General features: G+C 46.6%; 26 protein-coding genes. 2 read left to right on the forward strand and 24 right to left on the reverse strand.

Annotated elements, in window-relative coordinates:
• Positions 1–83 precede the first annotated feature (83 nt).
• The 10 genes from rplS to smc form a co-directional block, all read right to left on the reverse strand.
• On the reverse strand, positions 84–428 hold the full coding sequence (rplS, locus tag ATL39_RS05380) for a 50S ribosomal protein L19 (protein WP_120192273.1): 345 nt from the start codon (positions 426–428) through the stop codon (positions 84–86).
• Between the two features lie 115 nt (positions 429–543).
• Positions 544–1,254, reverse strand: coding sequence for a tRNA (guanosine(37)-N1)-methyltransferase TrmD (gene trmD, locus ATL39_RS05385; protein ID WP_120192274.1), 711 nt, complete (start codon positions 1,252–1,254; stop codon positions 544–546).
• A complete protein-coding gene (rimM, locus tag ATL39_RS05390; RefSeq protein ID WP_120192275.1) occupies positions 1,254–1,754 on the reverse strand; it encodes a ribosome maturation factor RimM in 501 nt (166 codons plus the stop codon). The genes trmD and rimM overlap by 1 nt, the downstream gene beginning before the upstream one ends.
• Positions 1,741–2,157: a YlqD family protein gene (locus ATL39_RS05395; RefSeq protein ID WP_120192276.1), complete on the reverse strand. Its 417-nt coding sequence runs from the start codon at positions 2,155–2,157 to the stop codon at positions 1,741–1,743. Before ATL39_RS05395 ends, rimM begins: the two co-directional genes overlap by 14 nt.
• 98 nt (positions 2,158–2,255) lie before the next feature.
• Positions 2,256–2,486 carry a KH domain-containing protein gene (locus tag ATL39_RS05400; protein ID WP_120192277.1) on the reverse strand — a complete coding sequence of 77 codons (231 nt, stop codon included), beginning with the start codon at positions 2,484–2,486 and terminating at the stop codon, positions 2,256–2,258.
• 28 nt (positions 2,487–2,514) lie between these two features.
• Positions 2,515–2,799: a 30S ribosomal protein S16 gene (rpsP, locus tag ATL39_RS05405; RefSeq protein WP_120192278.1), complete on the reverse strand. Its 285-nt coding sequence runs from the start codon at positions 2,797–2,799 to the stop codon at positions 2,515–2,517.
• A gap of 83 nt (positions 2,800–2,882) precedes the next feature.
• Entirely contained in the window at positions 2,883–4,232 is a 1,350-nt protein-coding gene (gene ffh / locus ATL39_RS05410; protein ID WP_120192279.1) for a signal recognition particle protein, read from the reverse strand.
• The gene (locus ATL39_RS05415) at positions 4,214–4,558 is read right to left on the reverse strand and encodes a putative DNA-binding protein (protein WP_120192280.1); all 345 of its coding nucleotides are present in this window, start codon (positions 4,556–4,558) and stop codon (positions 4,214–4,216) included. Before ATL39_RS05415 ends, ffh begins: the two co-directional genes overlap by 19 nt.
• 109 nt (positions 4,559–4,667) lie before the next feature.
• Entirely contained in the window at positions 4,668–5,645 is a 978-nt protein-coding gene (gene ftsY / locus ATL39_RS05420) for a signal recognition particle-docking protein FtsY (RefSeq protein ID WP_120192281.1), read from the reverse strand.
• A gap of 20 nt (positions 5,646–5,665) precedes the next feature.
• Positions 5,666–9,229: a chromosome segregation protein SMC gene (gene smc / locus ATL39_RS05425; protein WP_120192282.1), complete on the reverse strand. Its 3,564-nt coding sequence runs from the start codon at positions 9,227–9,229 to the stop codon at positions 5,666–5,668.
• 206 nt (positions 9,230–9,435) lie between these two features.
• On the opposite strand from smc, the gene ATL39_RS05430 reads away from it, so the two are divergent.
• On the forward strand, positions 9,436–9,663 hold the full coding sequence (locus tag ATL39_RS05430) for a DUF1128 domain-containing protein (RefSeq protein ID WP_120192283.1): 228 nt from the start codon (positions 9,436–9,438) through the stop codon (positions 9,661–9,663).
• A gap of 54 nt (positions 9,664–9,717) precedes the next feature.
• Here the strand turns inward: ATL39_RS05430 and rnc are convergent, their stop codons facing one another.
• The 9 genes from rnc to ATL39_RS05475 form a co-directional block, all read right to left on the reverse strand.
• The gene (gene rnc / locus ATL39_RS05435; RefSeq protein WP_425452968.1) at positions 9,718–10,521 is read right to left on the reverse strand and encodes a ribonuclease III; all 804 of its coding nucleotides are present in this window, start codon (positions 10,519–10,521) and stop codon (positions 9,718–9,720) included.
• Positions 10,522–10,687: 166 nt separating this feature from the next.
• Positions 10,688–10,921, reverse strand: a complete 234-nt coding sequence (gene acpP / locus ATL39_RS05440; protein WP_120192284.1) for an acyl carrier protein — start codon at positions 10,919–10,921, stop codon at positions 10,688–10,690.
• Positions 10,922–11,024: 103 nt separating this feature from the next.
• Entirely contained in the window at positions 11,025–11,765 is a 741-nt protein-coding gene (fabG, locus tag ATL39_RS05445) for a 3-oxoacyl-[acyl-carrier-protein] reductase (RefSeq protein WP_120192285.1), read from the reverse strand.
• The gene (fabD, locus tag ATL39_RS05450) at positions 11,765–12,706 is read right to left on the reverse strand and encodes an ACP S-malonyltransferase (protein WP_120192286.1); all 942 of its coding nucleotides are present in this window, start codon (positions 12,704–12,706) and stop codon (positions 11,765–11,767) included. The genes fabG and fabD overlap by 1 nt, the downstream gene beginning before the upstream one ends.
• Positions 12,703–13,698 carry a phosphate acyltransferase PlsX gene (gene plsX, locus ATL39_RS05455; RefSeq protein ID WP_120192287.1) on the reverse strand — a complete coding sequence of 332 codons (996 nt, stop codon included), beginning with the start codon at positions 13,696–13,698 and terminating at the stop codon, positions 12,703–12,705. The genes fabD and plsX overlap by 4 nt, the downstream gene beginning before the upstream one ends.
• Positions 13,699–13,720: 22 nt before the next feature.
• Positions 13,721–14,275 (reverse strand): transcription factor FapR, encoded by a 555-nt coding sequence (fapR, locus tag ATL39_RS05460; protein ID WP_120192288.1) that lies wholly within the window; start codon positions 14,273–14,275, stop codon positions 13,721–13,723.
• A 70-nt stretch (positions 14,276–14,345) separates the two neighbouring features.
• Positions 14,346–16,394 carry an ATP-dependent DNA helicase RecG gene (gene recG, locus ATL39_RS05465; protein ID WP_120192289.1) on the reverse strand — a complete coding sequence of 683 codons (2,049 nt, stop codon included), beginning with the start codon at positions 16,392–16,394 and terminating at the stop codon, positions 14,346–14,348.
• A gap of 329 nt (positions 16,395–16,723) precedes the next feature.
• Entirely contained in the window at positions 16,724–18,397 is a 1,674-nt protein-coding gene (locus ATL39_RS05470; RefSeq protein WP_425452969.1) for a DAK2 domain-containing protein, read from the reverse strand.
• A gap of 21 nt (positions 18,398–18,418) precedes the next feature.
• Positions 18,419–18,781 carry an Asp23/Gls24 family envelope stress response protein gene (locus ATL39_RS05475; RefSeq protein ID WP_120192290.1) on the reverse strand — a complete coding sequence of 121 codons (363 nt, stop codon included), beginning with the start codon at positions 18,779–18,781 and terminating at the stop codon, positions 18,419–18,421.
• 246 nt (positions 18,782–19,027) lie between these two features.
• On the opposite strand from ATL39_RS05475, the gene rpmB reads away from it, so the two are divergent.
• Positions 19,028–19,216, forward strand: a complete 189-nt coding sequence (gene rpmB, locus ATL39_RS05480; protein WP_120192291.1) for a 50S ribosomal protein L28 — start codon at positions 19,028–19,030, stop codon at positions 19,214–19,216.
• Positions 19,217–19,309: 93 nt separating this feature from the next.
• Here the strand turns inward: rpmB and rpe are convergent, their stop codons facing one another.
• Genes rpe through rlmN form a run of 5 tightly spaced genes read right to left on the reverse strand, consistent with a single transcriptional unit; the run spans position 19,310 to position 24,082 of the window.
• Positions 19,310–19,954, reverse strand: a complete 645-nt coding sequence (gene rpe, locus ATL39_RS05485; protein WP_120192292.1) for a ribulose-phosphate 3-epimerase — start codon at positions 19,952–19,954, stop codon at positions 19,310–19,312.
• Positions 19,955–19,958: 4 nt separating this feature from the next.
• Positions 19,959–20,837 (reverse strand): ribosome small subunit-dependent GTPase A, encoded by an 879-nt coding sequence (gene rsgA, locus ATL39_RS05490; RefSeq protein WP_120192293.1) that lies wholly within the window; start codon positions 20,835–20,837, stop codon positions 19,959–19,961.
• 11 nt (positions 20,838–20,848) lie between these two features.
• A complete protein-coding gene (gene pknB / locus ATL39_RS05495) occupies positions 20,849–22,231 on the reverse strand; it encodes a Stk1 family PASTA domain-containing Ser/Thr kinase (protein WP_120192294.1) in 1,383 nt (460 codons plus the stop codon).
• The gene (locus ATL39_RS05500; RefSeq protein WP_120192295.1) at positions 22,231–22,986 is read right to left on the reverse strand and encodes a Stp1/IreP family PP2C-type Ser/Thr phosphatase; all 756 of its coding nucleotides are present in this window, start codon (positions 22,984–22,986) and stop codon (positions 22,231–22,233) included. Before ATL39_RS05500 ends, pknB begins: the two co-directional genes overlap by 1 nt.
• Positions 22,987–22,999: 13 nt before the next feature.
• Positions 23,000–24,082 carry a dual-specificity RNA methyltransferase RlmN gene (gene rlmN / locus ATL39_RS05505; protein ID WP_120192296.1) on the reverse strand — a complete coding sequence of 361 codons (1,083 nt, stop codon included), beginning with the start codon at positions 24,080–24,082 and terminating at the stop codon, positions 23,000–23,002.
• Positions 24,083–24,092: the final 10 nt, after the last annotated feature.

The following is a 24,092-nucleotide window of genomic DNA, read 5'->3' on the forward strand; positions in this document are numbered from 1 at the left end:
TCCTGCTATTGGTTTTCTATGTATATGCGCCTATTGGAAAAAAGACTGCAGCGTATACCGCTGCAGTCTTTACATGCATCCTATTAACGAATTTCTTTAATACGGGCTGCTTTTCCGCGTAGTTTGCGCAAGTAGAATAGCTTCGCTTGACGAACCTTACCACGGCGTTTACGCTCAATCTTATCAATACGTGGTGAATGGACTGGGAATGTACGCTCTACACCAGTTCCGTAAGAAATCTTACGAACTGTAAATGTTTCGCTGATTCCGCCGCCGCGTCTTTTAATAACGACACCTTCAAACAGCTGGATACGCTCACGCGTGCCCTCAACTACTTTCACGTGTACGACAACCGTATCACCCGCACGAAATTCTGGTAAATCCGTTTTAATTTGGTCTTTTGTAATTTCGCGAATAAGTTCTTGCATTTGTATTCGCCTCCTTTTCCCCATGTTCTTGCCCGTTCTACGGCAGCGGAACATCGTATTCAATCGGCTTTCGCCACAAATTACATCATAGCACAGCAAAAGCTTCACTTCAATGCTATTTTTTATTATTTTTGCGTTCTGCTTCGACTGCCAGTAAATCCGGGCGCCGTTCCCGGGTACGTTTTAAAGATTCGTTTTCCCGCCATGCTTCAATATTTTTATGATGGCCGGAAAGAAGAACGTCCGGTACCTTCCAGCCCCTGAATTCTGCAGGTCTCGTATAATGAGGATGTTCCAGCCGGTTTTCTTCAAATGAATCCTTTTGTGCCGATTCTTCATTTCCCAGTACTTCCGGAAGGAGACGGGTTACGCTGTCTGCAATCACCATCGCACCCAGCTCTCCGCCTGTCAGGACGAAATCACCGATTGAGATTTCGTCTGTTACCATGTGTTCCCGAATTCGTTCATCATAGCCTTCATAATGTCCGCATACGAGAATCAGATGCTGTGCTTCGGCAAGCTCTCTTGCTTTCTCCTGGGTATAGCGTTCTCCCTGCGGGCAAAGGAGGATGATGCGGGGCTTCGTATCGCCGGCGGCCGCCTTGACTGCCTCCAGGGCATCATAGACTGGCTGGGGGGAAAGCACCATTCCCGCTCCTCCTCCATATGGATAATCGTCCACGCGGTTGTGCTTATTTTCGGTATATTCCCGGAAATTGTGCAGAAAATACCGGACTGCGTTTTTTTCCTGTGCTTTCTTCAGCATTGAGGAATGAAGCACCCCTGTAAACATTTCCGGAAATAACGTAAGAAAATCGATCCGCATCAGGAAAGCAGCCCCTCTATAACATGAACGTCGATCCGTTTCGATTCAATGTCTATTTTTTTGACGACATCGTCGATATAAGGAAGGAGAATGTCTTTTTTATTCTGGCCGGCAGAGATGACCCATACGTCGTTTGCACCGGGGGAGAGAATTTCTTTTATTTTCCCGAGATAGTCTCCCTCATCGCTCCAGACGCCGCATCCTATAATATCGCTGTAATAAAACTCTCCTTCTTCGAGAGCCCCCCGCTCCGTCTCCGGAATCTGGAGCACGGTGTCTTTTAATGAAAGCGCCTGGTCTAAAGAAGTAATTTCTTCAAACGTCAGCAGCTGAAACTGCTTATGCGGACGTGTTGCTTTAATCGTAAGGGGCCGGTCACCGACGTACAGGACGTTGCCGGTACGAAACCGTTCTTCCTCAAAATCGGTAACCGGAATAACCCTCACTTCTCCTCTGACGCCGTGCGTATTAACAATTCTTCCTACATTAAACCATTCCATTCGTGTCTTCTGCCTCCACTGCTCTAATCTCAATCACGCGCTGGTCTTTAACAATGATTTCTTCCCGGCTTCCGCCGATCCATGCATCGCCGACCTGTACGTCCTTGACCTGGTCCACCTGCCCGAAAGAAATTTCGGTGCCGACTGCCAGATCTTTGAGTCTTGTGATCTGCTTGTCCAGCTTATCGTTTTTATCTTCCCGCTTTTTTGCTTCCTGTCCGAGACGATCTACAGCCTGCTGGTTGGACTGACCGTTTGATTTTTTATATTTCTGCAGCTGAAAACGAAGCTGCTCAATTTCCGTCTGAAGCTTTTTTTTCTGCTTTCCAAAATCCGCCAGCATTTTCTCTCTAAGAGATTCTGTTAAAACATGTTTGACTGTTACTTTTTTTATAATATTCATTAGCTCACCTCTTCTATTAAAATTATATAGGTTTTCAGTCTATGTTTCTATGTAAATACAAAAAAAGAGCGGAGTATCCCCCGCTCTTTTCCAGTCGTTTAATCCGCAATTTCCAGGCGGACATGCTGATGCTGCTGCGACGCTGCAGCATACACGACAGACCTGATCGCGGTAGCTACTTTGCCTTGCTTTCCGATAACTTTCCCCATGTCTTCTTTGTGCACAGACAGGGTGATCACTCTGGTCTCGCGCTGCTGCTCTTCGCTCACATTCACATGTTCAGGGTGGTCAACTAAAGCTCGCGCAATTGTTTCCACAAGTTCTTTCATCCTGTTACCGCCTTTCTATCTTCATAAACTATTTAGCTTTTTTTGCTTCGCTTTTTGCTTCATGAAGCTTTTGCATAAGGCCTTCACGGGAGAACAAGTTTCTTACTGTGTCGGAAGGTTTTGCACCATCCTGCATCCATGCAAGAGCTTTGTCTTCGTCAAGCTTTACAGCTGCCGGCTTTTCCAAAGGATTGTACGTTCCGATTTCTTCAATAAAACGTCCATCACGAGGAGCGCGGGAATCCGCCACTACTACACGGTAAAAAGGTCTCTTTTTTGAACCCATTCTTTTAAGTCTGATTTTAACTGCCATATATAGGCACCTCCTAGATTATTTTCGCACATTTGCTTATTATAATAAAAAATTGTAACGCTGTAAAGGGGTTTTCCTTTTCACTACATAAATGGGAAGGACATATTGCCTTTTCCCTTTTTCTTTCCTTTACTCATAGAGCTCATCTGCTTCATCATCTTCTTCATATCTTCGAACTGTTTGAGCAGACGGTTCACGTCCTGAATAGTCGTTCCGCTGCCTTTGGCAATCCGACGTTTCCGGCTTGCATTAATAATAGCCGGCTCCGATTTTTCCTTTTTGGTCATCGAGCGGACGATTGCTTCGACACGGCCGATCTGGCTTTCATCCACCTGGGCGTTTTTCAGGCCTTTCATTTTTCCGGCACCTGGAATCATGTTTAATAATTCATCCAACGGTCCCATGCCTCTGACCTGCTCTAGCTGTTCAAGGAAATCATCAAACGTCAGGTCTGCTGTACGCATCTTCCGTTCCATTTCTTTGGCTTTTTCTTCGTCTACCGAGAATTCTGCTTTTTCAATGAGGGACAATACGTCTCCCATCCCGAGAATCCGGGAAGCCATCCGCTCGGGGTGAAATACTTCAAGCGCATCAATTTTCTCTCCGGTACCGGCAAACTTAATCGGTTTATCGGTAACAGCCTTAACTGATATCGCTGCACCGCCCCTAGTATCGCCGTCCAGTTTCGTTAAGACCACTCCCGTGATGCCCAGCTGTTCATTGAAGCTTTCCGCCACATTGACCGCATCCTGACCGGTCATTGCATCGACAACGAGAAGAATTTCATCTGGATTGACTGCTTCTTTGATGTTCACAAGCTCATCCATCAACGTTTCATCCAAATGCAGACGGCCGGCAGTATCAATCAGCACATAGTCCTGATGATCTTCTTTTGCCTGCTCCACGGACCTGGTCGCAATTTCCACCGGGCTTACCTGATCTCCCATGGAAAACACCGGCATGCTGAGCTCTGTTCCGAGCGTTTCAAGCTGTTTGATAGCGGCCGGACGATAGACGTCGGCTGCAGCCATCAACGGCTTGCGGTTATTTTTTTTGCGCAGAAACTGGGCAAGCTTTGCGGTTGTTGTTGTCTTACCTGCCCCCTGCAGACCGACCATCATAACCACAGTCGGCGATTTGGAGGAAACCGCAATTTTGCTCTGCTCTTTTCCCATCAGGTTGGTCAGCTCTTCGTTAACCACTTTAATAACCTGCTGTCCGGGCGTCAGGCTTTTCATTACTTCCTGGCCTGTGGCCCGCTCTTTAACATCATTAACAAACTTTTTTACGACTTTAAAGTTTACGTCGGCTTCAAGCAGGGCGAGCCTCACCTCACGCATCATTTCTTTTACATCTGCTTCGGTAACGACGCCGCGGCTTTTAATTTTGTCAAAGGTCCCCTGGAGTCGTTCAGCTAATCCTTCAAATGCCATTCGCTTATTCCCCCCTCTTCCATCGTTTCCAGCTGTTCTACATACCGCAGGACATGGGCGCTGTCTGTTTTGATCTTTTCATACAGTTCAGATCTTGCTATATACTTACTGTATAATCCAAGTTTCTGTTCGTATTCTTCGAGCATCGCCTCTGTGCGTTTAATATTATCAAAAACAGCCTGTCGGCTTACATTAAACCATTCTGCAATTTCGCCAAGCGAGTAGTCATCTAAAAAGTAAAGTTCTACATATTTTTGTTGTTTATCTGTTAAAAGAAGCTGGTAAAAATCAAACAGGGCATTAATGCGGACTGTTTTTTCTAACATGGTCTCCACCTTCTTCTGCAAAATATCTATTACCTTATGCTTTTGGATGGAAAGGACGATTTTATTTTAACGTATCGTAGTTTTTCCGTCAAGTTAATAACTTAACAGCTTACGCTTCCACAAGTTCTTTGAATAGACCGTAAACGAACTGTTCGGCGTCAAATGGCTGCAGATCCTCGACTTTTTCACCCAGTCCGATCAGTTTCACCGGTACATCAAGTTCGTTTCTAATAGCGAGCACGATCCCGCCCTTCGCCGTACCATCAAGTTTCGTGAGGACAATACCGCTTATATTCGTTACCTGTTTAAACGTTTTTGCCTGGCTGAGCGCGTTCTGGCCTGTTGTGGCATCGAGTACGAGAAGCACTTCATGCGGAGCATCGGGAATTTCTTTGCTGATAACACGCTTTACTTTTTCAAGCTCATTCATTAAATTCACTTTGTTCTGCAGCCGGCCGGCCGTATCACAGAGCAGAATATCCGCTTTTCTCGAACGGGCTGACTGGATGGCATCATACATCACCGCCGCGGGATCTGATCCTGCCTGCTGCTTAATCACATCGACGCCTACCCGCTCTCCCCACACTTCGAGCTGTTCAATTGCTCCGGCACGGAACGTGTCACCTGCAGCAAGCATGACCTTTTTTCCTTCCTGCTTAAAAGAATGGGCAACTTTTCCAATGGTTGTTGTTTTGCCTACACCGTTAACACCTACGAATAAAAAGACAGTAAGCCCATCCTTTTGAACGTTAAGCCGGGTATCGTCCTCCCGCTTCTCCAGCTTTGCGGCCAGTTTTTCGCTGATAACCGGAGCCAGCTTTCTCGTATCCGTAATGTTTTGAATGCGGGCTTCATGTTCGAGCTCTTCCACCAGCTCCATTACCGTCGTCACCCCTACGTCGGCTCCGATCAGAATTTCTTCCAGTTCTTCAAAAAAGTCTTCATCTACTGTCCGGTACTGCGCGAACAGCTCATTCATTCGGCCGGTGAAATTATCTCTTGTTTTGGAGAGGCCGTCTTTAAATTTGGAGGTCACGCCATCTGATTGATTGGAAAATTTATTTTTTAATTTATCAAAAAAGCTCATCGTCTTCCTCCTCGATTTTCTTATACAGTTGCTTTCATTGCTTCTTCAAGCCGCACGGAAACCATTCGTGAAACGCCGGATTCCTGCATCGTTACCCCGTACAGCACATCCGCTTCCTCCATCGTGCCTTTGCGGTGGCTGATCACAATAAACTGGGTAGTTTCGCTGAAGGTCCGGAGATATCTGGCGAACCTGGTTACGTTGGCTTCATCGAGTGCCGCCTCTACTTCATCGAGCACGCAGAAGGGCGCCGGCTTTACCTTTACGATGGCAAACAAAAGCGCAATGGCCGTCAGAGCCTTTTCGCCTCCGGACAATAAAGATAAATGCTGTCTCTTTTTCCCAGGAGGACGGGCCATAATGTCCACTCCCGTTGTCAGCAGATCATCCGGATTGGTCAGGTACAGATCAGCTTCCCCGCCTCCGAATAACTCCGCGTATATCTGCTGGAATTCTTTTTTTATAGCCGTAAAAGATTCGTTGAATCGGCGGGTTACCTCCTCATCCATTTCCGCCATCACTTCATCCAGCGATTCTTTTGCTCCGGTCAGATCCTGCTTTTGACCGGACAGGAAGGTGAACCGCTCGTGTACCCTGTCATATTCTTCCACTGCACCCAGATTCACTGTGCCCAGCTCGGAAATGTCCAGCTTCAGCAGATGGATCCTATCGCGGACTGCTTCCGGATCGTCTTCTAATGTATACGTCTCTTTCGCCCGTTCAAAGCTCATGGACAAATGATCCTGTATAAACTGCAGTCTCGTTTCCAGCTCTGCATCAAGACGATTCATCTGCACTTTTGCTTCATGGTGGCTGTTTTGTTCCTGGGTCTGCTTTTTTTGCAGCCTCATCTGTGTTTGTTCCATTTCTTCATTTTTTTCTGTTTTTTGCTGCTGATCCGTGCGCACCGTTTCTATCCTGGCGGAAAGTTCCTCTATGGCCTCTTTCACTTCATTTATGTCGGACTGAAGCTGTTTTTCCCCGCCCTGCATCGAGACAATATCGCTTGCAAAATACTCCAGATCTTCTGAGGCACTCTGCAGTTCTGCTTTTTTCTGCTCGTGTTCTTTTTTTAGACGGGCGGCTTCTCTTTCCTGGTTGACTACAGTTTCGTGCAGCGCCGACCATTCCATTTTCAAGGCTGTTTCTTTTTCTTTCGCTTCAGTAATCAGCGCTGTTCTGGCTGTTTCTTTTTGTTCAACTGCTGAGATATCTTCATCCAGCTTTTCGATCGCCGCCTGCACGGATTCTTTATTTTCCTGAAGAAGCGCTTCTCTTTCCTGAATGCGGTTCAGTTCTGCCTGAAGTGAAAGGGCTTCTCTATCATAATGGGACAGCTTTGAAGTAACATTGTCGAGCTTTGATTTTGCTTCCTGGGCCAGTCCTCTGGCTTCTTCTGCTTTTAAGCGGGCCTGCTCCCGCCGGGATTTTGCCGCCTGCCAGGCTTCGTACTGTTTCCCGGCTTCCTGTTTGGCCTGTTCTGCTTCTGTTTCAAGCTGAATCGTCTTTTCCTGCATGTCTTTTAAAGATGCCTCAAGCTTGATTCTTTCCTGCTTTCTGCCGAGCAGTGCCGATCCCTGCCGCTGCAGGGCCCCGCCGGTCATAGAGCCGCCGGGATTTACTACGTCACCTTCGAGCGTCACTATCCGTACCCGGAACCCGGACTGTCTGGCCATTTGGTTGGCCGCTTCCAGATCTGCAGCTAAAATCACGTGACCCAGCAGGGAATGCACGATAGCATGGTATTTGTTATCTGCGGAAATATGACTGGCTGCTACTCCCTCGAAGCCCGCCATCTGTTCCAGCTGTTTTTTCGTGTTAGCCGGTACTTCTTTCCGGCGTATCGATGTTATTGGCAGAAAGGTTGCTCTGCCTTTTTTCTGCTGTTTTAAATAGGAAATTGCTCCGCGTGCGTCTGCCTCTTCTTCGACGACGATATGCTGCATCGCAGCGCCTAGGGCTGTTTCCACGGCCGTTACATATTTCTCCGGTACCGTTATAAGTTCTGCCACGGCTCCGATAATGCCGTTGAGCTTCGTGCTTCGAGCTTTTAATATTTCTTTTACCCCTTGATTAAAACCGGAGTAGTCGGTTTCCATTTCTTTTAAAAGCGAGAGCCTCGATTTTGCTTCATCCAAGTAGCGGTAGGCTTTGTACATTTGTTTTTCTTTTTCAGAAGCTTTCCCGCCTGCCAGACGGTTGTTTTTTTCGGCCAGTTCTTCAGCTTCTTTGCAGGCAGCATCCTCCCTGCTCCATTCGCTGCTTTCTTTCTGTTTTTCCGCAAATGCGGCTTCAGCTTCTTTACGTTCATTCAGAAAAGCTTCATTTTCCGCATCAGCGGAGCCCGCTTTACGGCGCATTCCCGTCTGTTGATCCTGAAGGTATTTTTCTTCGTTGCGGATGGCAGCCCGCGCATTGAGCTTTTCAATATAATCCGACTTCATTTCTTCAATCTGCGGCTGCAGGGAATGCATGTTTTCTGCAAGCTGCTTTTGAATAAGCGACAGGGATTCTTTTACCTGATCCTCTTTTGTTTTCATCTGCTGGAGCTCGTCTGTTTGAGCTTCCCATTCTTTTTGGCTGAAGTCTGCCTGCACGTGCAATTGCTCGATTCTTTGCTGCAGTTCTGCTTTTTTTTCTTCAATATTTTTTTCTTTTTCCTGAAAAAGCAGGCGTCTTCCTTCTTCTTTTTCAAGCTGTTCCCGGAGCGCCATATATTTCTGCTGATTTTCTTCCAGCTCGCGGGCTTGTTTTTTTATCCTGCTCGTTAATCGTTCGCGCTCGTCCTGAAGGGATGCCCATTCTTTTTCTGTTTGTTTGTATTTTCTTTCCAGCTGTTCCGCTGTTTCGACCTGCGTTTTCCACAGAGCATGCCGTTCTTCTATTTCATATACGGTCAGGGCAGCTTCCTGTTGTTCAAGCTCTTCAGACTTTTCCAGGTATTCCTTTGCAAGCGATGCCTGTTCTTTTAACGGCTCAATCTGGCTTTCCAGTTCGTGCAGAATATCTTCGACCCGCTGCAGATTTTCCACGGTATCTTCTAGTTTCCGTCCGGCCTGTTGTTTTCTTTGTTTATATTTAAGCACACCGGCAGCTTCTTCAAATATGGAACGCCTGTCTTCCGGCCGGCTCGACAGTACTTCTTCCACCCGGCCCTGCCCGATAATGGAAAAAGCTTCTCTTCCCATTCCGGAGTCCATAAACAAATCGACAATATCCCTGCGCCGGCACGGCTGCCTGTTTATTAAGTATTCACTTTCCCCGGAACGATACAGCTTGCGTGTTACGCTTATTTCGCTCCACTCCATGCCGAGCTCTTCCTGTTCATTATTCAGGACCAGCGTTACTTCCGCCATGTTCAACGGCGCCCTTGTATCACTGCCTGCAAAAATGACGTCTTCCATTTTTGAACCGCGCAGGGAACGGGGCGACTGTTCGCCGAGCACCCAGCGTATTCCATCTGCGATATTGCTTTTTCCACTGCCGTTGGGACCAACGACGGTTGTCATTCCCGGTGTAAATTCTATGTCCATCTCTTCAGCAAAGGATTTAAATCCTTGAATTTCCAATCGTTTGAGGAACATCCAATTCCCCCTCTATCATTTCGTATTTTATTTCAGCCGGCATGTGCTGGACGGCTTGTCCAGGTTCTGCGCTGATATTTCACTGCAACACTTTATTTTATCATATTCCTTCAGGGTTCAGAAGCATTCATCCTGTAATTTACCTTTGCTCTTTTCATGAAAAACCCCTACAATAAATAATTATCGGATAATCTGGAGGAGATAGCGTGAGTTTACAGGAACCAACGACAGAAAATGTTCATGAAATGATGGACGTTATGAGAATAAAGCTTCAAATTGTAAACCCGGCAGCACTTGATGCTGAAAACTTTGACCTGAACCGTTACGATGAGATCAAAGAATTATACGATATGGTGAGCAGTAAAGATAAGTTCAGCGTAAGCGAAATGGACGCTATCGTATCCGAGCTCGGAAAACTGACCAAAGGCAGATAAGCTGCCAGAATAGAAGACCGCTACTCTTTCCCGGGAAAGAGTAGCGGTCTTTTTTTACTTGGGGCCGCTGCTGCGGTTCTGTTCTAAATATTTCAAGGCGTTTTCAGCCGCCTGCTGTTCTGCTTCTTTTTTAGATCGTCCGGTGCCTTCCCCGAGTACCGTATCATCAAGTTTAAGCACAGCAGAGAACTCCCGGCTGTGGGCAGGTCCTCTTTCATCCTGAATTTCATACAGGAGCGTTCCGCCATTTTCTTTTTGAATCGTTTCCTGAAGCTGGCTTTTGAAATCCATCATATGCGAAAAAGCACCGTTTTTCAGCTTTGTAAACATGGACTCATTTAAAAACAACTGAGCCTGTTCCATTCCCTGATCGAGATACAAAGCTCCGAGAAATGATTCGTATACATCAGCAAGCAGCGCCGGGCGGAGTCTTCCCCCCGTCATTTCTTCTCCTTTTCCGATGAATACAAGCTCACCAAATCCTTGTTCCTTTGCAAGCTTTGATAAGGAAGGTTCGCATACAGCTGCCGCACGGAGCTTTGTCATTTCCCCCTCGCTCATATCCGGGAAATGAGTATATAAATAGCGGGAAACAGCCAGTTCGACTACTGCATCTCCTAGAAACTCCAGTCTTTCATTATCCTGCACAGACCGGATCCGATGCTCATTCACATAGGATGAATGCGTAAAAGCCTGTAATAGTAAATGTTCTGCCTGAAAAGTAAATCCGAGCTGCGCCATTTTGTCTTTGATACGCTGCTTTTGTTCAGGAGGAAACACCATTTTTGCCCGCGTTTTTTTTCTTTTTTTCGATACCGGCGGTTTTTGGCCTGATGAATGTGACATATCTTTTGGCATCACTCTTTCTCCTCTTTAAAACATCAGCGCCTGATTGGCAGCTGTGTTTTTCTTTTCATTTTCTACAGGCTTATATAGAAACAGCCAAGTTCATTATAGAACTTGGCTTATTCATATACAGCATATCAAATACTCTTTATTAAAAGAAGTAATAATAACCAGGGTATTATTGCTGAGCCTGTATGTAATCTACTACATCAGCCACAGTAACAATCTTTTCTGCGTCTTCATCAGAAATTTCCAGGTCAAACTCATCTTCAAGCTCCATTACAAGCTCGACGACGTCCAATGAGTCAGCGCCCAGATCTTCTTTGAATCTAGCTTCTCTGGTTACTTCTGTTTCCTCTACACCGAGGCGTTCCACTACAATACCTTTTACGCGTTCTTCCACATCTGCCATGCTTTTCACCTCCTCGAGAGAATATATCATTCTCACACTATTAGACATTATAGAAGATGTACCCTGAAAAAACCACCCTTTTTCTACAAGGCACCTAGAAACCCTACATCACCATACCGCCGTCTACGTTAATTGTCTGTCCCGTAATGTAGCCTGCGCTGCTTGACGCAAGAAAAGTTACAGCATGTGCCACATCGTCCGGTTTTCCGAGGTGGGAAGCCGGTATTTGTGAAAGCACGGCGTCCCGGGCTTCTTCCGACATCTGTTCGGTCATATCCGTAGCAATAAATCCGGGTGCTACAGCATTCACCTGAATATTACGGGAAGCAAACTCTTTGGCCATCGTTTTTGTTAATCCGATCACGCCCGCTTTGGCAGCCGTATAGTTTGCCTGTCCCGGATTTCCTGTCAGTCCGACCACCGAGGCAATATTAATGATTTTTCCGCTGCGCTGCTTGGACATCGTGCGGGCCGCTGCTTTGGAACAGAAGAACACGCCTTTGAGGTTAATGTTCATAACGTCGTCCCAATCGTCCTCTTTCATCCGCATCATAAGGTTGTCTCTCGTAATACCTGCATTATTTACAAGAATATCGAGTCCTCCAAAGGCGGAAGTAACTTCCTTAAGCATTGTTTTTACTTCTTCTTCTTTTGAAATATCTGCTTTCCAGGTGAAAGCTTCCACGTCATATTTGCGGCACGAATTCGCCACTTCTTCTGCTTTTTCCCTGTTACCTGAATAGTTTACAGCTACGTTGACTCCCTGCTTTGCAAGTTCAACCGCAATAGCTTTTCCAATTCCTCTGGATCCTCCGGTTACGAGGGCGGACTGGCCTTTTAGCATTATACCTCTCCCTTCCATGATTCTGCTGCTTTATTAATTGTTTCCGTATCTTCTGCTGCCATAACATCCAGGCCGCGGCGCTGAATTCTGCGCATCAGTCCGCTTAGTACTTTGCCCGGACCTACTTCAATAAATGTCACGGTGCCTTCTTCGATCAGTTTTTTCATCGAATCCTCCCAAAGCACGGGAGAAGTCACCTGCTCAATCAGCTGGGATTTTATCTGCTCTTTATCTCTTACAGGTTCAGCCGTTACATTGGACACCAGTGGAATCTGTGCTTCGGTAAAGACAATCCCATCCAGAACACCGGCTAACTTGTTTTTTGCCGGCTCCATTCCTTTTGAATGAAATGGTCCGCTGACAGAAAGCGGAATCACTTTTTTTGCTCCCTGCTCTTTTGCTGCTTCTCCTGCTTCCTCTACGGCTTCTTTATCGCCGGAGATAACAATTTGGCCGGGGGCATTGATATTGGCCAGCTCAACGCTGCCCGTCGTGACAGAGCGGGTTACCTGTTCAAGCGCCTCCCGTTCCATCCCCATTATGGCTGCCATAGCGCCTTTCCCTGCCGGTACGGCCTCTTCCATAAACAGGCCGCGCTGATGAACCGCCTGCACGGCATCTTCAAAAGACAGCACGCCGGATGCAACAGCTGCTGAATATTCCCCCAGGCTGTGGCCGGCGGTATAATCTGCCGTCACGCCCTGTTTGTCGAGCTCTTTCCATGCGATAATACTTGCTGCTAAAAGAGCCGGCTGGGCATGTTCGGTTTGTTTCAGCTTTTCTTCAGGGCCGTTAAACATTAAATCCGTTAACGAAAAACCAAGCACCATATCCGCCCGGTCAAGCAGTTCTTTTGCGTCTGAAGAGCTTTCATATAATTCTTTTCCCATGCCTACATATTGTGAGCCCTGGCCTGGAAATAAAAAGGCTGTTTTTTTCATTGCGATTCCTCCTGCTGCTGCACTTCTTTTTGAATAACCGATGTTACGTCTTCTTCGACCATCTGCCTTGCCTGACGTATCGCGTGAAAAATGGCGATATGGTCCGATGAACCGTGTGCTTTAATAACGGGGGCTTTTAAGCCGAATAAGGCTGCGCCGCCGTAATGAACATAGTTCATTTTTTCACCAATATTTTTAAAGCTGCTTCTTAAAACGCCGGCTGCCAGCTTATTCGTTAAGCTGGAGTTCATTTCCTGCTTCAGGAGACTAAAGATGGTTTTTGCCGTACCTTCAATGGATTTCAACAGCAGATTGCCGGAAAATCCGTCGCATACGACCACATCACAGCCTCCTTCAAGAAGACCTCTTGTTTCTACGCTTCCAATATAATTAATCGGCGCCGCTGACAGAAGTTGATGAGCCTGCTTGGTAAGCTCGTTGCCTTTTCCTTCTTCGGTACCTACGTTAACGAGGCCGACTCTGGGCCGGTCCATTTTTTTCACTTTTTCCATGTATATGCTTCCCATAATTGCATTCTGCAGTAGATGGGAAGCTTTGGCATCCATGTTCGCTCCCACATCAAGCAGCAAAAAACCTTCGCCTCCGATAGTCGGCAGCATAGGAGCAAGAGAAGGCCTTTCAATGCCTGGAATCCGGCCGATATGAAGGAGGCCTGCTGTCATCAGCGCCCCGGTATTACCAGAAGAAATACACGCATCCGCACGCCCTTCCTTCACTTCCCGGACCGCCAGAACCATTGATGAGTCCTTCTTCTTGCGGACGGCTTTAGTCGGTGTATCATCATCTGCTATCATTTCCGTCGTATGTAGAATAGTCATCTGCTTTTTATCGGATAGATGTTTCAAAATCTCCGTTTCATCTCCAATGAGAGTAAACTCTATATCTTTAAAAGAGCGGACGGCTGCCATGGCCCCGGCAATATGCGCTTTCGGCGCATGGTCGCCTCCCATTACATCAATAGCGATTCTCATTGTACCGGCTCCTTCAACTGATTTATTTTCCTGAACGGTACATGGAAAACTCTCCATAAAATACCATTTCTTCTTTAACATTGCTTACGACATGTACAATGGTTTTTCCATCTTTGGTGCCTTTCACTTCCGCCTTGGCGATCACCCGCTCCCCTTCTTTTACACGGCGGTGAAAGTGGACGGAGGCTTTAGCGGTTAAAGCCATCTTTTCATCTATGATAGCAACCGCCAGTGAGTTTGCCTGGGCAAATAAATAATGGCCGCGGGCGATGCCGGTTCGTGAAAACACGTGTTCTTTTTTTATATCAAGAAGAGAAATTGCTTCCTTATCAAGCTGAAGATCAATAATTTCCCCAATCACTTCTTCTTCAGGCAGTGCTTTCACATCGTCTAGATGCTCACGGGCTACATGCTTGATGCGCTCCCTGAGCTCGGGAATTGATAAAGCCAGACGATCCAGACGGATAGTCTGCACGCTTACGCTGAAAAAATCAGCCAGATCTTCATCCGTAATAAATGGATTTTCTATAATTTTATTTTGTAATTTTTCCTGGCGCTGCTTTTTAGTGTATTTCATCAGGCCACCATCCAATGTTATGACTAGGTAATAAAAGTAGTATATAATTCCAGGTCTGTTTTTGCAACCGTTAGTCAAGCTTTTCCCCGCGCAGGGCACCATGCCGGTGCAGATAATCCCGAAGCGGACTGTACTCGTTTTCCTCCCAGAAAGAGGAACTGTTTATCAGCTCCTGGGCATCCTGCCTGGCGGTTTCCAGCGCGCGGTAATCCAGAACTACATCGGCAAGCTTAAAGTAGGGCAGGCCGCTTTGTTTGCTTCCCAGGAAATCCCCGGGGCCTCTCAGCTCCAGATCTTTTTCGGAAACAACAAACCCGTCATTCGTATCCTCCATAATACGCATTCTTTCTTTTCCTGTTTCTGACTTGGGGTCGGCAAGCAGAATGCAGTAAGACTGATCTTCGCCTCGTCCGACTCTTCCCCTCAGCTGATGAAGCTGGGCAAGCCCGAAGCGGTCTGCGTCATAAATAACCATAACGGAGGCATTTGGTACGTTTACGCCTACTTCTACTACCGTAGTGGAAACAAGCACCGATACTCTGCCTTCTGCAAAAGACGCCATTACCGCTTCTTTTTCGTCCGCTGAAAGGCGGCCGTGCATTAATCCAACTTCATAATTGGTATAGTAGGCACTGAGCTGGGCATGTACATCGATAGCGTTCTGCACATCCAGCATCTCTGATTCTTCAATCAGCGGACAGATCACATATCCCTGCCTGCCCTGATCCAGTTCTTTTTTCATAAATCCAAGCACCCGCTCAAGCATCGTATGTTTGGCACTGAATGTTTGAATGGGCTTTCTGCCGGCCGGCATCTCATCGATCACGGATACATCCATGTCCCCGAAGACGGAAATGGCCATCGTCCGCGGAATAGGGGTGGCTGTCATAAAAAGAACATCCGGCTTTTCTCCTTTGCTCTGCAGCGTTCTTCTCTGATTCACGCCAAAACGGTGCTGTTCGTCCGTTATAACGAGCCCGAGCCGCTGAAACTCCACGCCTTCCTGAATTAAAGCATGTGTCCCCACTACAATATCCACGCCGCCGGTCTGAATCGCCTCATACACAGCCTGTCTTTTCTTGCCCTTCACCGATCCGGTTAACAGGCCGATTTTCACTCCTGTATTTTCAAAAAATGGCTGCAGGGATTGAAAATGCTGTTCAGCAAGAATTTCCGTTGGCACCATAAGCGCAGACTGGTTCCCTCCCAAATACTGGGCATACATGACAATAAGGGCTACCACCGTTTTTCCGGACCCGACATCCCCCTGCAGAAGCCGGTTCATTCTTCCGGGCTGGAGCATATCGGTCACAATTTCGTTTACAGACCTTTTTTGGGCTCCCGTTAAAGAAAACGGTATCGTTTGAATAAATTTCTTCAGCTCAGGCTTGTCGTAGCTCAGTTTATTCCCCTGAGCCGCCATCCGCTTGGATCGTTTTAATGCCTGCATGCCAAGCTGAAATAACAGCAGTTCCTCGTAAACAATCCGCCGCCTGGCATGCTTAAGCTCTTCGTGGCTTCCCGGCTGGTGAATGCTCCAATAAGCGCTCTGCTTGCCGGGCAGTTTATACTTTTTTAAATATTCCTCCGGAAGGACCTCTGTTATCCCGCTGCTGTATTCCTTCAATGCCGTCTGAATGAATTTTTTAAGCTGAAACATCGAGAGATTTCCGCCGATGGAGTAGACCGGAGCCAGGCTTTTGGAAGGATCTGGTTCTCCTTCCTGAAATCCCTGCACGGTCATCGTCAGTCTGTGTTTATCCCATTTTCCCGTCAGGGTGACCGCTTCTCCCTGCTTTATTTTATTTTTTAAAAAGGCACGGTTAAAGAAAGTAGCCGTCACGAGAATACCATCACATACCAGCCGGACCGTCAGCCTTGATTTCTTCCGGCCGAAATAACGAAGCAGCGGCTCCCCCTGGACCGTTCCGGTAATGGTTGCCTTCTGCTCATGTTCGAGCTCGTGGATTGGTACAATTTCATGGTTTTCATAACGATATGGAAAATGCTCAATCAGCTGCTGTACGGTATTGATTCCGATCTGCTGAAGTTCGAGCTCTTTTTCTTTGCCAACTCCATGAAGCACTGCCACCGGATCGTTTAAATGAATCGTACTCATTGCCGCCACCCGCTCTCTTTTGAAGCGGTGCCGCAGCGTTTTTTATTTTTATATAATAAATGAATTTGCATATTCATTAGTCAGCCTCCCTGCTTTTCCAGGCCTTTGGAAAAGTAAAAGTGGAAATGTACGTTCGCCTTTATTATAGCACTCTCCTTCCCTTGTTTTACAGGAGAAAACCCGTTCATGGCAAAAAAGCCTTTTCTTTAACAAAAAGGCTTTCAGATACAGTATTTGTTTCGAATCCGCATATATATTCATTCGTATTTCCAGCCAAAACGAGGCGTCAGGGGAAAAGTGCCCTTATCCCCTGTCAGCTTCGTCCCGCTCTATTCCACGGAAATTATATAAGGATAAAGCGGCTGGCCTCCGTGATGCCGTTCCACTTCGGCTTCTTCGTAATGTTTTTCAATAAAAGCCTGGACAGCTGCTGATGTTTCTTCATCACTGTCTTCTCCTTCAATAATCGTAACGATTTCCGTTTCTTCGTTGATCATGCTGGCGAGAAGTTCATTTGTTACTTCTTTTATATCGGTCCCCGCACTGATAATATCTTTTCCGCTGATCCCCATATAATCGTCTTTTGCAATTGATCTGCCATTTATCATCGTGTCCCGAACAGAAAAAGTAACCTCTCCGCTTTTCACACGGCTTTTGGCTTCAGCCATCGCGCGGCTGTTTGCAGAAGCATCTTTTGACTCATCCAGAGCTAAAAGCGCGCTTAGTCCTTCCGGTATCGTTTTTGTTTCAATAACCGTTGTCTGCTTATCGGCGACCTCAGCTGCCTGGCCGGCTGCCATAATAATATTTCCATTATTGGGAAGCAGAAATACATGCTCGGCGTTCACACGCTCTATTGCCTGCAGAAAATCCTCTGTGCTTGGATTCATGGTCTGTCCCCCGCTGATAATCTCGTGGGCTCCCATGCCTTTAAACAGTTCGTCCATTCCAGGTCCCGCCGACACGGCTACAACGCCGTAGCGGCTTTTCGGCTTAACTGAGCCGGCCTTCTGCCTGGAATCTTCTTCTACAATAGCCTGATGCTGCTCGCGCATATCTTCCGCTTTAATATGGCGCAGCGATCCGTACCGCTGGGCTCTATTGATCACTTCACCCGGATATTCCGCATGAATATGTATCTTTAACAGCTCTTCATCGTTTACGACCAGTAGGGAATCTCCCCATGCAGACAGCTCGTTTCTAAAAGCTGTTTCATCATACGGATTTTTATTGAGCTTCTCTTCGTCAAAACAAATCATCACTTCCGTACAGTAGCCGTATTCCATATCTTCTGTTGAGAGCTGCGTCTGGGCCTGCTGGTGATGCTCAAGCTTCACGAGATCATCCAGTGAAGGCACTTCCTCCCTGGCGTCTGATGAGGCCAGACCGGCCAGCACGTTGTACATCCCTTTATAAATATAAACAAGCCCCTGCCCGCCGGAATCCACTACCCCAACTTCTTTTAAAATTGGAAGCAGTTCCGGAGTACCCGCAAGCGACTGCTCTGAGCCTTCCACCAGAAAACGAAAATATTCTTCCGGGGTCGTGCTGTCCTGCAGCTGTTCCTGTGCATACGCTGCGCCTTCTCTGGCTACTGTTAGAATAGTACCTTCCACCGGCTTCATGACAGCTTTATAGGCCGTATGCACCCCTTCATTAAAAGCAGCAGCCAGCTGCACTGCCGTGACGTTCGTTTCTTTTTCAAGAACCTGGCTGAATCCGCGAAAAAGCTGGGACAAAATCACCCCGGAATTTCCTCTTGCTCCCATCAACAGTCCTTTGGAAAAAGCTTTCGCAGTGTTTCCAGCTGACTCACTGTGGTCTGCCGCCATTACCTCTTTCATTCCTGAAGATATAGTTAAATTCATATTTTTTCCAGTATCACCATCCGGAACCGGAAATACGTTTAGTGCATCTACTTCCTGGGCATGCTTATGAAGCATTGCAGCTCCTTCTCCAAGCATATCCGCAAGTTTTGAAGCCTTTAACTCATTTTCCAACACGCTGCTTCCTCCTCATTTCTATTACGCATCAATCACTCTTACTCCCTGGACATATACGTTAACAGCCTTTACATCTATTCCGAGCATATGCTTTATCTGGTACTTCACTGCACTTTGTACATTGGAGGCCACCTCGGATATTTTAATGCCATAGCTTACAATAATGTACATATCAATATGTACTTCTTCTTTTTCTCTTCGAAGAACAATTCCTTTTTCGATATTCTCTTTTTTGAGCAGATCGGAAATGCCGTCCTTAAAATGCTTTTGGGAGGCCATGCCTACAATCCCATAGCAGTCAACAGCAGCTCCGCCGGCAGCAGTGGAGATCGTATCATCAGATATCTCAATTTTTCCAAGCGTTGTTGAAACTTCGATTGTCATACATATTCCTCCTCGGCCTATTAAACATTCTGCCTTATAGTTTACTATAGCCCCGCCTTTTTTGAAAGCGCTGGACAATTTCTCTGGTATATTTCATTCAGACGCTGAAAAAAAGCGGCTGATTCCGATTCACTGCCGGGCTTGTCAAGATCTTTTCTTAACAAGGATTGCATTGCGGAAAGTGTTGTGCTAAAATCATTTAGTATGAATTAATTGGTACAGAGAAACATAAAGGAGGTGCGTTTCATGGCTCGCAAATGTTTTATTACCGGTAAAGGCCCTAAATCCGGCCACAACCGTTCCCACGCTAATAATGCTACGAAAAGACGCTGGAATGCTAACGTTCAGAAAGTTAGAATCCTAGTAGATGGCAAACCAAAACGTGTATACGTTTCTGCTCGTGCTCTTAAATCCGGCAAAGTGCAGCGCGTATAATCATATAATTGCCTGCGCATTAAAAAGAACAACGGCTTATGGCCGTTGTTCTTTTTTTTATTTCATTTGTTTACATAATATTATTATAAGTTACTAGCCCCGAATAGCTTCGATAGCCCGGGCACGATCTTTTTGACTGTAAATCGCCGATCCTGCTACAAGGACATCTGCTCCGGCTTCCACGCAGAGCCGGGCTGTTTTTTCATTGACGCCGCCGTCAATTTCAATTTCAGCGTGGTAGGCTTTTTCATCTATAATACTCCGCAGCTCTTTTACTTTATCCATAACCTCCGGAATAAATGCCTGGCCGCCAAAACCGGGATTCACGGTCATAAACAATACAAGATCCACTTCTTTTAGAATAGGAAGAATGCTTTGAACCGGAGTAGCCGGGTTTAACACGACGCCGGCTTTTTTTCCGGACTGTTTAATTAATTCAATCGTACGGTGCAGATGCGGGCACGCTTCCACATGTACGGAAATAATGTCTGCACCCGCTTTGGCGAATGTTTCAATATACTGATCCGGATTTTCAATCATTAGATGAACATCCAGTACCTTTTCGGTATGCGGACGGACAGCTTCTACAATCAGCGGGCCGATCGTAATATTAGGTACAAAGTGACCGTCCATTACATCAATATGAATGTATTCAGCCCCTCCTTTGTCCACTTCTTCAATTTCTTCTTTTAGACGTGCGAAATCTGCGGCTAGAATTGACGGTGCTATTTTTGTCATTGAATTAATACCTCCGAATGTCTGCGATTTCTTTATAAAATTGTAAATAGTGCTGATAGCGGTGATCGGCAATAGTGCCTTCTTTCCATGCAGCCGTTACTGCGCATCCCGGTTCCTTTATATGCTTGCAGCCTCTGAACTTGCAGTCCGGAAGCCTTTCTGCCATTTCAGGAAAATAAATATCAACATTTTCTTTCAGCAGACCCGTAAATTCCAGAGAGCTGAATCCCGGCGTGTCTGCAACCAGTCCACCAAATACTTCCACCAGCTCTACGTGCCGCGTCGTATGCTTGCCCCGTTTTAAATGGTCTGATATAACACCCGTTTCCAGGTGCAGCTTTGGGTTCAGATAATTTAGCAGCGTGGACTTCCCCACGCCGGACTGGCCGGCAAAAATGGAAAGTTTCCCTGCAAATAAATGGGAGATCTGCTCCAGGCTTTCCGGAGTCTGGACGCTTAAAAAATAAACAGAATAGCCGATGCTTCGGTATAGATCCGCATATTTTTCTATCTCCTCCTGTTCTGAAGGGGAAGCCAGGTCTTTTTTTGTCACTACAATAACAGGTTCAATATCATGCGCCTCCAGATGCACAAGAAACCGGTCCAGCAGCATGGTAGAAAACACGGGTTCGACCGCTGAAAACACGAGTATGCCCTGATCAATATTTGCAACCGATGGGCGGACGAGCTCGTTTTTTCGTTCTTTTATTTCCTGGACATACCCTTCTTTGTCATTATCTGCGTCAAATTCCACCCGATCTCCTACCAGAGGGGAGATTTTCTGTTTTCGAAATAAGCCCCTGCCTCTGCATTGGAAAACGCCATCGTCATTTTTTACATAATAAAATCCACTGAGTGCTTTAATAATAAGTCCTTCTCGCATGCTTCCTCCTTTTAATCTTCTGCCTGCACATTTCCGGGAAGCAGGAGCTCCGTCCAAATGGCGGTCCAGCCGTTTTGTTCCCGGCTGCCGTTTTCCGCTGCCAGATCCATAGTGGAAAGATCATTAACATAAATAGTCACTTCCGAATGCTTTTTCACAGAAGAACCAGCCGCCGGCAGCTGGCCGGTTGTCTCCCCGCTGGCTCTATCCTCAATTGTTACTTCCTCCGGCAAAGCAGCAAGCCCTTTATTTTCCAGACGTTCCAAAGCTTCATCGGCATGCAGGCCTTCCAGTTCAGGAACATTCACGTCTTCTACGCTTAATATTTCAGGAACAAACGTAAAGGCTGCAACAATTGATGCAAACACGAGAAGCAGTACAATGAGAAAAGACAAAAACCAGCTGTTTTTCTGGGACGGGCTTTTTTTTCTTCCACTGGTATCTTCTCTCGGGCCCGTAACAGCCTGCACCGGCAGTATTTTTGTTTCCTCACTCTCGGCATCAGGTCCTGTATATACAGAGGCCATCGCCAGCGTCTGATAAAACCCTATATAAGGCGCTTCATTTTTTCTGCTTTCCTGCAGGGATGTCTGCAGGTCTTCTTTCATGGAAAACGCAGTCTGGTAACGGTCATCCGGATCTTTTTCGACAGCCCGGAGAATGATGTTTTCTATGCTCTGGGGCAGCCCGTACCGCCTGTCTGTCGGCATCGGTATGCTTTCCTGGATGTGCATTAAAGCAATACTGACTGCCGACTCCGCTTTAAAGGGCAGACTTCCCGTAACCATCTCAAACAGGAGAATCCCGAGAGAATATATATCGGCACGGTGAGTGATAACGCTTCCTTTCGCCTGTTCCGGCGATAAATAATGGACGGATCCGATGACGGAGTTTGTGTGCGTAATCGTAGCCGAAGAGGCCGCTCTGGCTATCCCAAAATCAGCTACTTTGGCAGTGCTGTTTTCTATAAGTATATTCTGCGGCTTTAAATCTCTATGCACGACTCTATTGGCATGAGCCTGCTCAATAGCGCCAAGAACCTGCTTCATGATTTCCACTGCTTCTTCCACAGGAAGCGGTCCTTCTTGCGTAATCTTTTCTTTCAGCGTAATGCCTTCTACATATTCCATCACGATGTAATACGTATCTTCATCTTCCCCCACGTCATAAATATTTACAATATGAGGATGATGGAGGCTGGTGGCTGCCTGGGCTTCACGATGGAAGCGCCTGATAAAGTCGTTGTCTGCGTTAAATTGAGGCTGCAGAATTTTCACAGCGACGAACCGCTCCAAAATGATGTCATTGGCTTTATATACATGAGCCATGCCGCCCACGCCGATAAGGCTGATGATTTCATAACGGTCGCTCATTCGTTTGCCGATCAGGTCCATCACTGCATCCTCCTTTTCATCGAAAAGGAATTAATTACTGCAGCTATCGTAATGTTGTCTTCTCCGCCACGGTCGTTTGCTTTATGTACAATCCTTTCCACCGCTTCTTCTACAGAGCTTCTGCTCTGCAGCAAGTCAGCGATTTCCAGGCTTGTTACTTTATTGGAAAGGCCGTCTGAGCACAAAAAGACGCCTTCCCCTTTATCCCATTCCATAACAGAAGCATCACATTTAACGTTTTTATCCGTACCAAGCGCACGGGTTAGTACATTTTTTCTAGGATGGCTTTCTGCTTCCTGTTCCGTTAATTCGCCTCTTAGACGAAGTTCGTTTACTAGAGAGTGATCCTGCGTTTTTTGATATACACCTTGTTCATCGAATACATAAGCACGGCTGTCTCCTACATGAGCGATTGCTATAAACCCCGGGGTGCATACAGCAGCAACGGCAGTAGTTCCCATTCCCTGCAGATATACGTCCTGACGGGACAGCTCAAAAATAGCCGCATTGACCTTTTCCATCCGATTGATAAGCCAGGCTCTTGCTTCTTCCGGAAGCAGCGGGAACGGTTCATGCTCCCACTCCTTTTTTAATATTTCCAGAGCAGCAGCACTGGCTGTATCTCCTGCCTGGTGCCCGCCCATTCCATCACAAACGACTGCCAAATACTCACCGCTTTGGTTTTTAAAAATCCCTGCGGCATCTTCATTGTGTCTTCTTACTTTGCCGGTAATGGTTTTATACGCCTGCTTCAAGGAGCGGTTCACCTCACTTCTTTTTTCCTTCGTTCGCACGGAGCTGGCCGCAGGCAGCATCAATATCATGACCCTGTTCACGGCGGATCGTTACGTTGACTCCCGCTTCTTTGAGTGTTTTTTCAAAAGCAAAGATATCTTCCCGTTTAGTCCGTACATAATCCCGCTCCGGTACATGGTTCACGGGTATTAAGTTCACGTGGCATTTAAGGCCTTTGATAAGTTCAGCAAGCTGTTTTGCATGTTCCACCTGATCGTTGACGCCGCCGAAAAGACCGTACTCAAACGTAACCCGGCGGTTCGTCGTTTCCTGGTAATACTTAATTGACTCCATAAGTTTATCCAGCGGCCATGCGCGGTTTACCGGCATCAGGCGGCTTCTTATTTCTGTCGTCGGCGCATGAAGGGAAACGGCAAAATTAATCTGCAGTTTTTCATCCGCAAAATCATAAATTTTAGGTACGACACCACTTGTGGAAACCGTGATATGTCTTGCACCAATATTTAAGCCTTTGTCGTGATTAATAACTTTTAAAAACCCAATCAGTTCTTTATAGTTGTCAAATGGTTCTCCAATCCCCATTACAACAACAGAGCTGACCCGTTCTCCTTTTTCATCAAGCGCGCGCTGGGAAGCGAGCACCTGAGCCGTAATTTCTCCGGCTTCCAGGTTACGCTTTAAGCCGCCAAGCGTGGAAGCGCAGAACGTACAGCCGAGTCTGCAGCCTACCTGGCTCGTTACACATACGCTGTTGCCGTATCCATGCTTCATAACAACTGTTTCAATCGTATTGCCGTCCTCAAGTTCAAACAACAGCTTCACTGTTCCGTCTACGGATTCCTGCTTGGCTACTTCTTTAAGCGGCGTAATGGAAAATGTGCTGCTGAGTCTCTCTCTGAGCGCTTTGGACAGGTTTGTCATTTCGTCAAACTGCTCCACCCGTTTGTCATAGAGCCAGTAGAAGATCTGGTCAGCCCTAAAGGACGGCTCCCCTGCTTCCTGCAGCCACGCTTTTAAATCGTCAAACTGAAGCGTGTATACCGATCCTTTTTTTCCTGCGATTTCTGCCTGTACTTCTTTTTTTAATTCCTGCATATAAAATCCC

The organism is Sinobaca qinghaiensis, from assembly GCF_003610495.1.
GTDB classification, from domain to species: Bacteria; Bacillota; Bacilli; order Bacillales; family Marinococcaceae; genus Sinobaca; species Sinobaca qinghaiensis.

Coding starts and splice junctions, on each gene's coding strand:
- plsX (WP_120192287.1), bottom strand. CDS start 13,698: ATGAGAATCGCTATTGATGTAATGGGAGGCGACCATGCGCCGAAAGCG.
- rplS (WP_120192273.1), bottom strand. CDS start 428: ATGCAAGAACTTATTCGCGAAATTACAAAAGACCAAATTAAAACGGAT.
- ftsY (WP_120192281.1), bottom strand. CDS start 5,645: ATGAGCTTTTTTGATAAATTAAAAAATAAATTTTCCAATCAATCAGAT.
- rimM (WP_120192275.1), bottom strand. CDS start 1,754: ATGGAATGGTTTAATGTAGGAAGAATTGTTAATACGCACGGCGTCAGA.
- pknB (WP_120192294.1), bottom strand. CDS start 22,231: ATGGACCTGATCGGCAAACGAATGAGCGACCGTTATGAAATCATCAGC.
- smc (WP_120192282.1), bottom strand. CDS start 9,229: ATGTTCCTCAAACGATTGGAAATTCAAGGATTTAAATCCTTTGCTGAA.
- ATL39_RS05400 (WP_120192277.1), bottom strand. CDS start 2,486: ATGAAAGAACTTGTGGAAACAATTGCGCGAGCTTTAGTTGACCACCCT.
- rpsP (WP_120192278.1), bottom strand. CDS start 2,799: ATGGCAGTTAAAATCAGACTTAAAAGAATGGGTTCAAAAAAGAGACCT.
- fapR (WP_120192288.1), bottom strand. CDS start 14,275: ATGAAATACACTAAAAAGCAGCGCCAGGAAAAATTACAAAATAAAATT.
- rlmN (WP_120192296.1), bottom strand. CDS start 24,082: ATGCAGGAATTAAAAAAAGAAGTACAGGCAGAAATCGCAGGAAAAAAA.
- ATL39_RS05395 (WP_120192276.1), bottom strand. CDS start 2,157: ATGAATATTATAAAAAAAGTAACAGTCAAACATGTTTTAACAGAATCT.
- rpe (WP_120192292.1), bottom strand. CDS start 19,954: ATGACAAAAATAGCACCGTCAATTCTAGCCGCAGATTTCGCACGTCTA.
- rpmB (WP_120192291.1), top strand. CDS start 19,028: ATGGCTCGCAAATGTTTTATTACCGGTAAAGGCCCTAAATCCGGCCAC.
- ATL39_RS05475 (WP_120192290.1), bottom strand. CDS start 18,781: ATGACAATCGAAGTTTCAACAACGCTTGGAAAAATTGAGATATCTGAT.
- rsgA (WP_120192293.1), bottom strand. CDS start 20,837: ATGCGAGAAGGACTTATTATTAAAGCACTCAGTGGATTTTATTATGTA.
- acpP (WP_120192284.1), bottom strand. CDS start 10,921: ATGGCAGATGTGGAAGAACGCGTAAAAGGTATTGTAGTGGAACGCCTC.
- trmD (WP_120192274.1), bottom strand. CDS start 1,254: ATGCGGATCGATTTTCTTACGTTATTTCCGGAAATGTTTACAGGGGTG.
- fabG (WP_120192285.1), bottom strand. CDS start 11,765: ATGCTAAAAGGCCAGTCCGCCCTCGTAACCGGAGGATCCAGAGGAATT.
- rnc (WP_425452968.1), bottom strand. CDS start 10,521: ATGCCAAAAGATATGTCACATTCATCAGGCCAAAAACCGCCGGTATCG.
- ATL39_RS05415 (WP_120192280.1), bottom strand. CDS start 4,558: ATGTTAGAAAAAACAGTCCGCATTAATGCCCTGTTTGATTTTTACCAG.
- ffh (WP_120192279.1), bottom strand. CDS start 4,232: ATGGCATTTGAAGGATTAGCTGAACGACTCCAGGGGACCTTTGACAAA.
- recG (WP_120192289.1), bottom strand. CDS start 16,394: ATGAGTACGATTCATTTAAACGATCCGGTGGCAGTGCTTCATGGAGTT.
- fabD (WP_120192286.1), bottom strand. CDS start 12,706: ATGAAAAAAACAGCCTTTTTATTTCCAGGCCAGGGCTCACAATATGTA.